A 15750-nucleotide genomic window follows, 5' to 3' on the forward strand; every position below is an offset into this window, starting at 1 on the left:
CCTTAGCATGAAGAAAAAAGGTAATTTTAGAAAAGTAGTATCTGGCTTGCTGGCAGGCATGACAATGCTTAGTACAGTGCTATCTCCGATGACGGCATATGCAGCGGAGATCCAGCCAGAGGAGAAACCTCCACTTTATGAGGAAGTGAAAGACCTTCTGGATGAAGATGAGGTGGTGACTGCCAAAGATTATGAAATCGAAACAGGCAGTGTATTTAATGTGAAATCAGATTATACCGGACTGGAAATCAAGGATGATAACAAGGTTAAAGTCACATTTGAGGAAGCAAAGAATGATAAGAATGAGGATTTTACGACAGATCATGCGGACACTTACAAAGCGGTCTATTATGTGGAACCGGTAAATCAGGAGCATCCGAAGTACCAGATCAGCCGAAAGCTGATTGTGCGTGAGAAAGAAACAGAAGTGCAGACAGAAACTGCAGGGAGTGAAGCAGTAACCGAATCAGAAACAGCTGGCAGTGAACAGCAGACAGAGGAAACGGAGAATTCAGAAGCAGACTCGGAATTGCTTCCAACAGAGGAAGTGACGGAAAGCGAGATAGAAGAATTTGATTCTCAGGCAAGCGAACTATTACCGGATATGGAAGAAGATACTGAAAATACAACGGATTCGGAAACAGGTCTTACAGTATCGGATGCAATGGAGCAGGCGGAAGAGGAAGGAATTGATTTATACGCCATGGAAGCTGGTGAAACAGTCACTTTTATGGCAAAGACAAGTGCAAGAAGTGTACAGAAAGTATCTGTTACAAGAGGAACTCTGTATCGTTATGCGGATTATGGTTATGGTTCTTATCTTACCTATCAGTATACGGTTCAGTTTGGAAATGTATCTGCGACTGCTTACTGTGTACAGCCATCAAAACCGGGACCAGGAACAGGTAATTACACGATTAGTAAAGTCGGAGATGGAAAAACATTAGCTAAGGTATGTTATTACGGAACCAAGGCAGCAGGAGATGAAGGATTCTTTACAGAAGAGAATGGTTATGGAAATCTTAGTGCTGGAGCAAAATTCATTCTTGTTCATCTGGCGGCTTCTTATGCTAATGGAAGTGGCGACGCTTTTTCCGGAGCGAATAGTACAGCCAAGAATTTAGCAATGAAATTGTATAATTATTGTGTTTCACAGCCAGAAATACCGGATGTAGCAATGTCATTTTCTGATGGAGATGTAAAAGCTTATGTGGATGGCAATTCACAGAGAACCAAAGATATTACATTCAAAGCAGATAAGCTACAGACAATTACGATGAAGCTTCCGTCTGGTGTGAAACTTCATAATCTAAGCACAGGCACAACAAGTAAAGCTGGTGCAAGTGTAGAAATTTGCGGAGGAACAAAGTTTTATCTTTCTGCACCACTGACACAGGTGAGTGACGTGGCACAGAGCTGGTCTTCTACAATGAAGGGAAGTATTACAAAAGATTACTCTGCTTATAAAATCACCACCGGATCTGACACGCAGGATCTTGCGTTGGTATTTGGTGAAGGTGTGACAGATGAAAAATATATTGATTTCAAAGTGTCTTGGATTGAACAGGCTACGATCGAAATCGTAAAGAAAGACGATACAGCGGATGTCAATCTTGCAGGTGCAGTATTCGGTGTATACAGCGATGAGGCATGTACAAAGCTGATCACTCAGATGCCGGCAACAGATAAGAATGGAAAATCCTCTGTTACGATCATCAAGACACAGGATACCGTTTATCTGAAAGAGATCACAGCGCCACAGGGATATGTAGTAAATGCAACGGCAACAAATGTGAAACTGGTAGCAAGTAAGACCTCGGCTGTGACCGTGGAAAACAAGGAGCAGCTGGCAGAGCTTACCATTTACAAAGAAGGTCAGGTTCTTATCGGTGCAGAAGTCAGTGAGAGTGGAACCGTATTCCAGTATGAGAACCGCAGACAGAAAAATGCAGTATATAACGTGTATGCCGGAGCGGATATCGTAACTGCTTATGGCACAAAAGTGTACAGCAAAGGTGACTTGGTAAAAGAAAATCTGACAACAGGTGAGAATGGTTCTGTCACACTGAAAAACCTGCATCTTGGAACCTATGTGGTAAAAGAAGCAAAAGCACCGGACAATTTCTATAACGGCAGCGAAGAAAAGCCAGTGACTCTGACCTATGCCGGACAGAATAAAGAAGTTGTATTTGCAGATGTGACTTTTAACAACGAGAGACAGAAAGCAGATGTTTCCGTAGTAAAACAGGATAAAGACATCAAGAAACCACTGAATGGCGGTATTTTTGCTCTGTATGCATCCGATGATATTAGAAATGCAGACGGAACCGTTGTTGTGAAAAAAGGAACACTGATTGAGAAAGCAACTACTGGAGCAGATGGGAATGCAAAATTCACAGCGGATCTTCCGATTGGATATTCCTATTTTGTAAAAGAAGATCAGGCACCGGAAGGCTATGTAAGAAATACAGAAGATGTGTATACGTTCAAGTTTTCTTACACCAATGATAAAGAAGCAACCGTATCATTTGCCCATACCTTCAGCAATGACCGTGTGACAGCAAAGATCAATTTATTCAAAGTTGATAAAGAAACAGGAAAAGCAGTACCGCAGGGAGATGCCACACTGAAAGGTGCAGTTTATGGTCTGTATGCCCGTGAAGATATCGTGCATCCGGACGGAGCAACTGGAACTATTTATAAAGCAGGAGAACAGGTAGCTTCTCTTACAACAGATGACAAAGGACAGGCTTCTGTAAATGGCTTGTATCTTGGCAAATATTATATCAAAGAGATTACACCTCCGACCGGATACCTGGCAGATACAGAAGAGCATGATCTTACGTGCAGTTATGAAGGAGATATGACATCAGAAGTAAAAAGAGAGTGCACTTCCAGTGAGCAGGTCATCAAGCAGCCATTCCAGATCATTAAAGCAGCCAACAATGGAAAGACCGATGCAGATCTGTTATCCGGAGCTGGATTTACAGTTTATCTGAAATCTTCCCTTACAAAGAAAGCAGATGGAAGTTATGATTTTGATTCTGCAAAACCAGTAGTGAGTGGAGAAAATGGAGCAACTGAGATTTTCACAGATGAAAAAGGGTATGCCTGCAGTATTCCATTACCATTTGGAAGCTATATCGTGCGTGAGACAACAACACCGCACAACTACAAGCCAGTCGATGATTTTGAAGTGAATATCACAGAGCATCATCCAAATGAGCCACAGATCTGGCGAGTGCTTCTGGATGAAGAGTTTAAGGCAAAACTGAAAATCGTGAAAAAAGACGATGAAACAAAGAAATCCGTCCTGATTGCAGGAACAGAATTTAAAGTGTACGACTTGGACAACAAGAAGTATGTGGAACAGGTAACAACTTACCCAGTGACAACAACCCATAAGTCCTATTTTACGGACAGCCAGGGATATCTGATCATGCCGAAGAATCTGAAGATCGGACATTACCGCATTGAGGAAGTCAACGCACCGGAAGGGTACACAATCAACAAGAACTATGTAGAGATTGCGGTGGATGCAAACACAGCATACCAGATGGATTCTGAGAGCGGAGATGCCATTATTACGGTAGATTACGAGAACCATCCGGTAAAAGGAAAGCTGACGATCTATAAAAAAGGTGAAATGCTGACCGGATTCAAAAAGGATTTTGTTTATGAAGAAAGATACCTGAAGGGTGCGGAATTTAATGTCTATGCAGCTGAAAATATCTATACACCGGATTATCAGAAAGATGAAAACGGAAACAGACAGCTGATCTATGCAAAAGATGCACTGGTAACAACGGTAAAGACTGGAGAAAACGGAAAAGCAGTTGCAGAGAATCTGCCGCTTGGTTCTTACTATGTAGTAGAAAAGACTGCACCGGAAGGATTCGTACTGAACCATGACAGATCAGAAGTCGCATTTGTCTATGCCAATCAGGATACACCTGTGATCGAACAGGAAGTGACTGTTGGCGATGACCGACAGAAAGTTACAATCCAGGTAGAAAAACAGGATGCAGAAAATGGTGCAACCGTAGCTGGAGCTGTCTTTGGTATCTTTAACAAAGCGGATATTAAGGCGGATGGAAAAGTGATCGTGAAAGCAGACACACTCTTACAGGAAATGACTTCTGATAACGATGGACTTGCAGCATGTACGCTGGATCTGCCACTTGGACAGTATTATGTGAAGGAGTTAAAAGCACCGGCGGGATTTGTATCCTCTGATGAAGTTCTGAATCTGGATGCTTCTTACCAGGGACAGGATGTGAAGACAGTAAAACTGAAAACTGTGAAAAAGAACCAGCCGACAACAGTAGAAATCACGAAATCTGATGTAACAACAGGTGTGGAGCTGGATGGGGCAAAACTCACCGTTCTTGATAAAGAAGGAAATGTTGTGGATCAGTGGACGTCTGTAAAAGATCAGCCACATGTGATCAAACGCCTGACAGTTGGAGAGGAATACACTCTTCGTGAGGAAATGGCACCTTATGGATATCTGAAAGCAACGGATGTGAAGTTCACTCTGGAAGATACCGCAGAGATTCAGAAAGTAGAGATGAAAGATGAAGTACCGACAGGACTTCTGATCATCAACAAAAATGGAGAGTTTTTGGATAAGGTAACACTTTTGGATCATGTAAAAGGTACCGTGGAGCATCTTTTTGAGTATGTAACCGGAAGCCTTACAGATGTGACGTTCGATGTATTTGCTGCGGAAGATATCAAAGCGGCAGATGGTGTCAGTGAAGATTATTTCAAAACCGATGAAAAAGTGGGAACCATTACTACAGATTCCAATGGTATTGCACAGATGGGAGATCTCCCGGCTGGAAAATACTATGTGAAGGAAGTAAAAACAGCCCATGGTTATGTGCTGGACAAAGAGCCGAGATATGTTGACCTTTCCTACCGTGATCAGGACACACCAGTCATCACTTATGATGAGAAATGGCAGAATGCCCGTCAGAAAGTAAAGGTTACGGTTCTGAAGAAAGAAAAAGATACAGAACGTGTCCTTGCAGGTGGTGTCTTCGGTCTTTATACCAGTGAAAATATCAAAAATGCAAAGGGCGAGGTACTCCTTGAGAAAGACAGTCTGATTGAGCAGCGAGTAACGGATGAAAAAGGACAGATTACTTTTACGGCAGATCTTCCAGTAGATGGAAAATACTATGTGAAAGAAATCTTTGCGCCGGACGGATTTATTACAACAGATGAAGTACAGGAATTTACCTTTGAATATGCCGGAGAAGACCAGGCAGAAGTAAGCTACGACTTTATTTTTGAGAATCAGCCAACTACAGTGGAGCTGACCAAAACAGACCTGACAACAGGAAAAGAACTTCCAGGTGCACACCTGAAAGTAACGGATTCAGATGGCAATACAGTAGATGAATGGACTTCTACGGAAGAATCCCATGTGATCAAAGAACTGGTTGTTGGTAAGGAGTACACCATGACAGAGACAAAACCAGCAGATGGATATGTCACTGCAGAAAGTATTACTTTCACAGTAGAGAATACAGCAGAGGTTCAGAAGCATGAGATGAAAGATGATGTGACAAAAGTGCAGATCAGTAAGACGGATATCACAGGAGAAACGGAGATTCCAGGTGCAAAACTGACGGTTCTTGACAAAGACGATCAGGTAGTAGAGAGCTGGACTTCCACAGAGGAAGCACACTATATCGAAAAACTTCCAATCGGTAAATATACCTTACGTGAAGAGCAGGCACCGAAAGGATATCTTCTGACATCTGATGTAACATTTGAGGTGAAGGATACCGGAGAAATTCAGAAAGTAGCTATGAAAGATGATACTGCCAAGGGAAAAGTGATTCTCAATAAGGCAGATAAATCGTCAGGAGAACCGCTGAAAGGGGTAGAATTTGAACTCTGTGACAGCAAAGGAAAGGTTCTGGAAACCTTAAAGACAGATGCTGCCGGTCATGCAGAAAGTAAGCTGTATGAGATTGCCACATTTAAGAACGGCAAATATGATACCGCTATCAAGTATTATCTGGTGGAAACAAAGACACTGGACGGATACACGCTGGATCAGACCAAGCATGAAGTGACATTTGCTTATGCAGATGACAGTACACCGGTTGTAGAAGTTACCTTTAATCTGACAAATGAGAAACCGGAAGTTCCGGAAACACCGAACACACCGGATACACCACAGTCCCATGAAGAGACGAAGGTATCAAATGCACCGAAAACAGGTGACAGCACGAATATCTGGCTGCCGATCCTGCTTCTTGTGATCTCCACAGGAGGTATGGCAGGACTTTATATCAGTAGAAAAAGGAAAACCAAATAAGGAAACTAAAACCAACGGTTATGATTGGGAGCCTCTATGTGAGGCTCCCTTTTTCATACAAAAAATCACAGAAAGGAACAGAAAACTATGATGAAAGCAATGGAAAAAAGACAGGAAGCACGAAAAAACCAGGAGAAAACAGTAAAGAGAATGATGGCTTATCAGAAGAAAGCTGAGCAGATGGTCAACAGAAAAAGAATGAACCATCACATGATCAGAAAGGGGTAAAAGCGTATGATGAACAGAAAAGAATTTTATGAATATGTCAAAGACAATGTAAAGGAGTATCTGCCAGAGTCTTACAGGGACGCAGAAATTAAACTTCAGGAAGTAGAAAAAAACAATGGACTGAAGCTTACTGGCATTACAATTCCAAATGGGAATCAGAGAATCGTACCGACAGTCTATCTGGATTCCCTCTACCAGGAATATATCAATGGGAAAGATGTAGATTCTTGTGTTGGGGATGTAGCTGATATGCGTATTGAAGCACAGGGTAAAGCAGAATTTTTTGATATGGGAGTTCCGGATATTCTTGATTATGAAAAGATGAAGGACAAATTACAGATGAGAATTTGTGACAAAGAATGGAATACCGATCGTTTGGCAGACAAAGTAGTCACAGAACACGGAGATTTTGCAGCTTATTATGCAGTAAATCTGGAGGAAAATGGAGAGGGAATCAGCAGTATTCCAGTAACTGTTTCTCTGATGAACGAATGGGGAGTATCTGTCGAACAGATTCAGGCAGATGCGATGATGGCAGATAAGAACAGAGGCGTGCAACTGGTGGATATGACACAGATTATCGAATCTATGATTTTTGGAGGAACACCGAAGAATCTTTTGAATGAAAAACTGGATATGGAAACTGTGGAGAATCCAATGTTCTGCCTTACCAATGAATCTAAGATGAATGGAGCTTCCCTGTTACTGCAGGAAGATATTCGAAAACAGATTGGGGAATGCCTGGGAAGTGATTACTTTGTCATCCCATCTTCCGTTCATGAAGTGCTGATTCTCCCGGATAACGGTATTTTACAGGTTCCAGAATTAAATGCGATGGTACAGGAAGTCAATGAGACACAAGTGGAAAGACAGGAACAGCTTTCTGATAAGGTTCAGTTCTGTGACAAAAAGACCGCAGTATTGGAAAATGCTGAGCGCAGGGAAGCACGTCTGGAGAAAGAAAAAGTAGCCGAAAAAGCGGAAGTAAAAGGTGGAATCCATGGAAGATTGGAGAAAGCTAAGGCAGAAATCAAGGCAAAAGGGACGGATACAATCCCAAAGAGTAAGGCGAGAGATCTTGCTACAGCATTATAAAGTGAAAAGAAAACGATGGCTTATGGGGACTGTGCAGAGCAGTCCCCAATTTTTTGAAGTTGGAGGAGAAAAGAATATGGATTGGTGTTTATATGGTGAAGACAAAAGGAGGGAAATTGATAGAGATTTAAAACCGGAATATCTTTTGGATGATTTACGGAGATATCAGGATGTATTTGGCGAAGAGTTTGGTGTGAAAGAACTTCTTATGCTGGAGGATATCAGGGTAAAGGCTATGATTGCCGGAGCACTTGCAGATATGCCGGAATTTCTTGTTGATCAGATTGGAAAAGCAAATAATAGCAGTAGCTTTCCTTCCGTGACAAGGGCAATGGAACGGATTGCCGATGTTGTAGAAGAAAAGTGGGAAGAAGAAAGGGAGTAACAGATGGCAAATAAATTATATGCAATGGAGCAGCTGACGGAGGAAGTGGCAAAGGACGTTTCCGCTAATCCGCAGGAGTGGATACGTTTTCTAAATACTGCATCCAGGCTGTACCGGTACACTTTTCCGGAACAGCTCTTGATCTATGCACAGCGTCCGGGAGCAACAGCGGTGGCTTCCATGGAAATCTGGAACCAGAAGATGTACCGATGGATTAAAAAGGGTTCCAAAGGAATTGCCCTGATAGATAACACATCCGGACCAAAAACGAAGTTACGATATGTTTTTGATGTGCAGGATACTTATAAGGTAAAAAATCTTGGCAGAGATCCACAGTTATGGAACCTTAATCCGGAAGGAGAACAACTGGTGGCAGATTATCTGCAGGAACAGCTTGCACTGGAAACAACAGAGGGAGGCTTGCCAGAGGTTCTTCACCAGGCGGCAGAAGAAAGTGTGCAGGCCTGGCTACCGGATGCTTTCGATGAATTGCAAATGGATGTATCAGGTACTTTTCTGGAAGATTTGGACGAGCAGAATCAGAAAGTGGAGTTCCGGGAATTGATGACAAACAGTGTCTGGTATGTATTACTGAACCGATGTGGACTGGATGTACAGGAATATCTGGATGCAGAGGATTTTCGGCATATTACGGATTTTAACCAGTTAAAGGTTATGGGACATCTTGGAAGTTCTGTGAATGAGATCAGCAGACCGGTATTGATGCAGATTGGACGATATGTATTGGATGATCTGGAAAAAGATCTGAAAACGGTTGCAAAAGAAAAGAAAGTAGCTTATAATAAATTTAACACGTTAATTCGTGAAAGTGAAACAAAGAACACAGAAGATAGAGAAAAAAATAAGGAGGAAACAGAGCATGAGAGAGATCACTTACAGCCAGAACGGAGAGTATCAGATTCCAGATATCAGCCTGGAAGAGACAAGAGGAACAATCGGGAAGTACGGAATGATGAGGAAAGAGTATCTGAGAAATTACAAGGTAGCCAGGTTCAACATTCTGACACTGCAGAACCGTCTGGACAGTCATCTGATGGAGATCGACAGTCAGGCAAGACAGAGAGTAGACAACCTGATGAACGAACTTCTAGAGAAAGATCCGGCACCAGACAAGATGGCAGACACAATGGCATGGACCAGACACATGAACCAGATCAAAGCACAGGCAGAGGAACTGGTGATCCAGGAGATTATTTACAGTTAAGCCTGTTCCCAACAGAAGAGGAACAGTTTGGAGAAATAAGGAAAGCGACAGCTGCATTAGAACAGCCGGCCGCTTTTCTTATTTCCGATGAAGTAGTCGATCATATCCTTCGCACAGGTAGTGGGCAGAAAAATACACTGTTTCATATTACTGCAAGATTGATCGAAGGTCTGGACAATGAAGAAATGCAAAGCTTCCTGAAAGATGAATATGGCACCGGAGGAAAAGGATTTACCATAGATAATCAGAAAATCAGTATCTGGTACGACAACGATGGTATCCGTATCCGGCGAGGTGACTCTGCAAGAAGAAACTTTGACCGTATCGTTACGTGGGAAGAAGCTGCTGACAGGATCCGGGATATGTATGAGGAGGGAAATTACGTTGATAATCTTATCTCCAATAATGCTATCGAGCAGGAACAGAAAGAAATGACAGATCTTCTGGCACTTCATTTCCGAGATACAAATAGAAATACGGAAGAATACCGGTCTTATACGGATTGGCAGGATACCATTCGGAACGCTTGGACAGATCCAGAAGGAAAAAAAGAAATCTATCAGCAGTTTGAATGGTTACAAGCGGATATGAATGAAAATCCGAGTAATTATCATCGTTGGGAAATTCAGCACAATCCAGTATATTCTCAGCGTTTTCGTGACCTTCAGAGAGATTTCTCCTGGGTGGATCAACAATTTAAAGTAGAACGTCTAGGGCTTTCCTTTATCACACAGGATGAAATTGATGCAGTGTTAAGAAGAGGTGGCATTACTGCCGGAGGACGTAACCGGATTTACGAATATTTCATGGAACATTATGATATGAAAGATGCAGCTGAGTTCCTGAAAAATGAATATGGAACAGGTGGTTCTTCACCCGGAATACCAGGAGCAGGTGCTTCCGACGCATCACATGATGCAAAAGGATTAAAACTTGCAAAAGGAAAAATTGGCAATCCAGAAGTAGAAGTTCTATTAAAGTGGAATAAGGTTGCAGAACGTGTCCGCCAGTTAATCCGCACAGATGATTATTTGTCATCGGAGGAAATGGAAAAGTACGAAGAGCGACAGGAAGCACAAAAACTGGCAGACTTGGAAGAAGCACAGCAGATGTTAGGAGAACAACAGGAGCAGGATACTTTAACCGCTGAAGATATAACTGATTTGCAATTAGTTGATTCAGAATATATGTCTGGTACCAGAACAACAATTCATGATTTTGATTGCAAAGTTAAGGGAGAAGAGAATCAACTTCAATACACATTAGAATATCATGATGATGGAGAAGGTTTCACGATTCATACGGAAAAAGATGATATTTGGAATCGAATGTCAACACAAGAATTGGAACGTCTGGATGTAAAACTTGGACAAGAAGTACTTTATTATCATTATCACAACAAAACAGTAAATGCGGATACCCTAGATAAATTACGGGAAATCAGGGAAGAAATAATGGAGGAAGAGTCCTCGTATTTCACTGCTATTTCTAATCGTGTGTGGACAGATTATGATAAAAAAGAAAAAGAATTATCTGGAGAAGTTGAGGTATCGGAAGAAAAAGAATCTTTGGAAGAGATTAACGGAATATCAGAACCGATTCCAGCAACGAACTTCCGCATCACAGATGATGAGCTTGGGCAGGGGACAGCAAAAGAAAAGTTCCGTGCCAATATCATGGCTATCCAGCTGTTAAAGAAATGTGAGGATGAGAACCGTAATGCGACACCAGAGGAACAGGAAATCTTATCCCGATACGTTGGCTGGGGAGGTCTTGCAGATGCATTTGATGAAACAAAAGCTGCATGGGAGACAGAATATCTGGAATTAAAGACGGTTCTTACACCAGAGGAATATGCGGCAGCCAGAGCTTCCACCTTAAATGCTCATTATACACAGCCGATTGTGATTGACAGTATGTATCAGGTGTTGGAGAATCTGGGATTTACAAAGGGAAATATCCTGGAGCCATCTATGGGAGTCGGGAACTTTTTTGGAATGCTTCCGGAGAATCTAAACCAGTCCAAACTTTATGGTGTGGAATTGGACAGCATCAGCGGCAGAATTGCAAAGCTGCTCTATCCTGATGCCAATATTCAGATCAAAGGTTTTGAGAAGACAGATTATCCCAATGATTTCTTTGACGTGACAATCGGAAATGTGCCATTTGGTGCATACAAGGTCAATGACCGTCAGTATGATCGCTTCAATTTCATGATTCATGATTACTTTCTTGCCAAAACGATAGATCAGTTACGTCCAGGTGGTGTGGCTGCTCTGATCACAACAAAGGGAACTATGGACAAGGCATCACCAGAAGTTCGAAAATATCTGGCAGAGAGGGCAGATCTGTTGGGAGCAATCCGACTGCCCAACACAGCTTTTAAGGCAAATGCAGGAACAGAAGTCAGTGCTGATATTTTGTTTTTCCAGAAGCGTGACAGCATGACAAAAGAGATGCCGGAGTGGGTGAATCTTGGAAGTGATACCAATGGAATTACAGTCAACCAGTATTTTGCAGACCATCCTGAAATGATTCTGGGTGAGATGAAAGAAGTATCGGGTCCATATGGTATGGAAACAACCTGTATGCCGATAGAAGGTGCTGACCTTGAACTCCAGCTTGCAGAAGCGGTCAAGAACATTCATGGAAGCATGGTATCGGCAGTAGATGTGGAAACAGAACTGGATGAGATGCCAGAGAGTATTCCGGCAGATCCGAATGTCAGAAATTACAGCTATACGGTGGTAGATGATCAGGTATATTACCGTGTCAACTCTTTGATGAATCAGGTGAAAATGCCTGCCGCCACTGCAGAACGTGTGAAAGGCATGGTTGCAATCCGTGATACTGTTCGTGAATTGATCGCCATGCAGATGGAGGAATTTGTAGCAGACGAAGAAATCCAGAAACAGCAGGAGAAACTGAATCAGGTATATGATACCTACACAGCAAAGTATGGAGTCATTGGAAGTAATGCTAACAAACGTGCATTTTCTGATGACTCTTCTTATTGTCTGCTGTGTTCACTGGAAGACTTGAATGAAGATGGAACGCTGAAACGAAAAGCGGACATGTTTACTAAGCGAACCATTAAAAAGGCGGTCGCTGTGACAAGCGTTGAGACAGCCACAGAAGCACTTGCATTGTCTCTTAACGAAAGGGCAAAGGTAGACCTTCCTTATATGGCAAAGCTGACTGGAAAGACCGAAGAGAAAATCACAGAAGAACTGGTTGGAGTTATCTTTAAGAATCCACTGACAGACCAGTGGGAAAGCGGAGATGAATATCTGTCCGGAAATGTCAGGGATAAATTAAATACTGCGAGAACCTTTGCAGAGAATCGTCCGGAATTTACACCGAATGTCCGTGCATTAGAGGCAGTTCAGCCGAGAAATCTGGAAGCGTCTGAGATTGAGGTGCGTGTTGGAGCTACATGGATTGAGCCTTCGGATTATCAGGCTTTTATGGTGGAACTGCTTCATACCCCGTGGTATCTTGCACAGAAGGAAATACAGGTAAAATACTCTGAGGTCAATGGTGAATGGCGTATTACTGGAAAAAATGCAGATAGTCCAAGGAATGCGTTTGCCTATGCAACGTATGGAACTGAGAGAGCAAATGCCTATAAGATTCTGGAAGATACCCTGAACCTGAAAGATGTCCGCATTTATGATAAGAGTGTCAATGAGAATGGTGATGAAATCCGTGTCCTCAATAAGAAAGAAACCATGCTGGCATCACAGAAGCAGGATGCCATGAAAGCAGCATTTAAGGATTGGATTTTTAAAGATCAGCAGAGGCGTGAAAGACTGGTAAAAGTTTACAATGAACGATTTAACAGTATCCGTCCCCGTGAATATGATGGCAGTCATTTGACTTTCCCAGGAATGAATCCGGAAATAGAGCTTCGCCCGCATCAGAAAAATGCTGTTGCACATCAGCTTTACGGAGAGAATGTGCTTCTGGCTCATGTAGTAGGAGCTGGGAAGACTTACGAGATGGTAGCGGCTGCAATGGAGAGCAAACGTCTGGGATTATCACAGAAGAATTTATTTGTCGTGCCGAATCATCTGACAGAGCAGTGGGGAGCAGAATTCCTGCAGTTATATCCGGGAGCCAATATCCTGGTAGCAACCAAGAAAGATTTTGAACCGGCGAACCGGAAAAAGTTCTGTGCCAGAATCGCTATGGGAAATTACGATGCTATTATTATTGGTCATTCCCAGTTTGAGCGTATACCAATCTCTGATGAGAGGCAGGAAGCTATGCTGCGGAAGCAGATTGATGATCTGGAAATGGCGATTCAGAGTGCAAGGTATGAACAGGATGGCGGACGTTATACCGTCAAACAGATTGAAAAAACCAGAAAGACACTGCAGACAAGGCTGGAAAAGCTGAATCAGAAAGAAAAAAAAGATCAGGTAGTTACGTTTGAAGAACTGGGAGTAGATCACTTGTATGTAGATGAAGCACACAGCTATAAAAATGCGTTTCTCTATACAAAAATGAGGAATGTAGCCGGGATTGCACAGAACGAAGCACAGAAGTCGGCAGATATGTTCAATAAATGTCAGTATCTGGATGAGATTACTGGAGGAAAAGGCATTACTTTTGCCACGGGCACACCAATCAGCAATAGTATGACGGAATTATATGTTATGCAGCGATATCTGCAGAACAGTAAATTACAAAATATGGGACTTGGACTGTTTGATTCCTGGGCTTCCACCTTTGGAGAAGTTGTCACGAGCATCGAACTTGCTCCCGAAGGAACAGGATATCGTGCAAAGTCCAGATTTGCACGGTTTTATAATATCCCGGAACTGATGAATATGTTCAAGGAGATTGCAGATATCAAGACTTCCGATCAGTTAAAGCTTCCTGTGCCGGAAGCAGAATATGAAACAGTGGTGCTGAAACCAACGGAACAGCAGAAAGAAATCGTAGAAAGCCTTGGAGAACGTGCGGAAGTTGTCAGAAATGGCGGAGTAGATGCCGCGGTTGATAATATGCTGAAAATCACCAATGATGGAAGAAAGTTAGCATTGGATCAGCGTTTAGTGAACGAATTATTGCCAGACAATCCGGAAAGCAAGATATCAGTCTGTGCAGAGAAAAGCTATGAAATCTGGAAAGACACAGCAGCACAGAAATCAGCACAATTGATTTTCTGTGATTTGAGTACACCGAAAGGCGATGGCAGTTTTAATGTCTACGACGACCTGAAACGGAAACTGCTGGAAAAAGGAGTGCCGGAAAAAGAGATTGCTTTTATTCATGATGCAAATACAGAAGCAAAGAAGACGGAGCTGTTTGGAAAAGTGAAATCCGGACAGGTTCGTTTTTTGATTGGTTCTACAGCAAAGATGGGTGCAGGAACCAATGTGCAGGATCGTCTGATTGCGTTGCATCATCTGGATATTGGCTGGAAACCATCTGACTTGGAACAGAGGGAAGGACGTATTATCCGTCAGGGAAACCATAATAAAAAGGTTCATATCTTCCGGTATGTAACTGAATCCACATTTGACAGCTACATGTGGCAGTTGATTGAGAACAAGCAGAAATTCATTTCTCAGATTATGACCAGCAAAGCACCTGTGCGAAGCTGTGAAGATGTAGACGAAGCGGCACTTTCCTATGCAGAGGTCAAAGCTCTTGCAACCGGAAATCCGGCAGTAAAAGAGAAGATGGCATTGGATGTTGATGTGGCAAAATTAAAACTTTTAAAAGCCAACCACATGAATAACCAGTATCGACTGGAAGATGATATTGCAAGGAATTTTCCACAACAGATTGCAAAACTGACAGAGATCATTGACAGCTACAAGGCAGACATCGCTCATTTTTCTGAGTACAAAATCACAGATCCAGAGCAGTTTTCTATGGAAATCAGTGGCAAAGTGTTCACAGAAAAGAAAGAGGCAGGAGCGGCTCTTCTGGCGGTCTGCAAAGAAATTAAGTCTGTGGATGCAGCTATGGATATTGGAAGCTATCAGGGATTTAACATGAGAATCCAATTCGACAGTTGGAGCAAAGAGTTTATCCTGTCTGTAAAGCATGAATCGGTAGCTAAAGTTCGATTGGGAGCCGATGCTCTAGGAAATATCACTCGTATCAATAATCTTTTAGAAAGTTATCCGGAGAAACTGGCAGAAGCAGAACAACGGCTGGAAACGGTACAGGAGCAGATGACAAACGCCAAAGAGGAAGTCGGGAAGCCATTTCCAAAAGAAGAGGAACTGAACCAAAAACTGGAGCGACTGTCAGAGTTAAATGCACTTCTCAATATGGATGAACGGGAAGATACAGAAACAGAGCAGTCGGAATCAAAAGAGAAAGAAGAAAGACCGGCACGAGGTTCTATCCATGAGAAACTGCAGATTTATAAGGAAAAGAGTCAGCGGGAAAGTGAAACTGGCAAGGAAACCAGAAAACGGGACTTCGGTCTGGAATAAAGAGGAAAGATGGCATAAT

General features: G+C 42.5%; 5 protein-coding genes. All 5 read left to right on the plus strand.

Features of this window, described 5'->3' with window-relative positions; genetic code table 11:
* Positions 1-7 precede the first annotated feature (7 nt).
* Positions 8-6337 (plus strand): SpaA isopeptide-forming pilin-related protein, encoded by a 6330-nt coding sequence (locus AB5706_RS14780; RefSeq protein WP_368366161.1) that lies wholly within the window; start codon positions 8-10, stop codon positions 6335-6337.
* Between the two features lie 87 nt (positions 6338-6424).
* Entirely contained in the window at positions 6425-6565 is a 141-nt protein-coding gene (locus AB5706_RS14785; RefSeq protein ID WP_012744289.1) for a hypothetical protein, read from the plus strand.
* A gap of 6 nt (positions 6566-6571) precedes the next feature.
* Positions 6572-7660: a DUF5688 family protein gene (locus tag AB5706_RS14790; protein ID WP_012744288.1), complete on the plus strand. Its 1089-nt coding sequence runs from the start codon at positions 6572-6574 to the stop codon at positions 7658-7660.
* A gap of 76 nt (positions 7661-7736) precedes the next feature.
* A complete protein-coding gene (locus tag AB5706_RS14795) occupies positions 7737-8045 on the plus strand; it encodes a hypothetical protein (RefSeq protein WP_023922639.1) in 309 nt (102 codons plus the stop codon).
* Between the two features lie 3 nt (positions 8046-8048).
* A complete protein-coding gene (locus AB5706_RS23165; RefSeq protein WP_472515485.1) occupies positions 8049-15731 on the plus strand; it encodes a DEAD/DEAH box helicase family protein in 7683 nt (2560 codons plus the stop codon).
* Positions 15732-15750: the final 19 nt, after the last annotated feature.

Source organism: Ruminococcus sp. RTP21484sp1_RTP21277st1_D2_RTP21277_210401 (genome assembly GCF_040924225.1).
Lineage (GTDB): Bacteria > Bacillota > Clostridia > Lachnospirales > Lachnospiraceae > Blautia_A > Blautia_A faecis.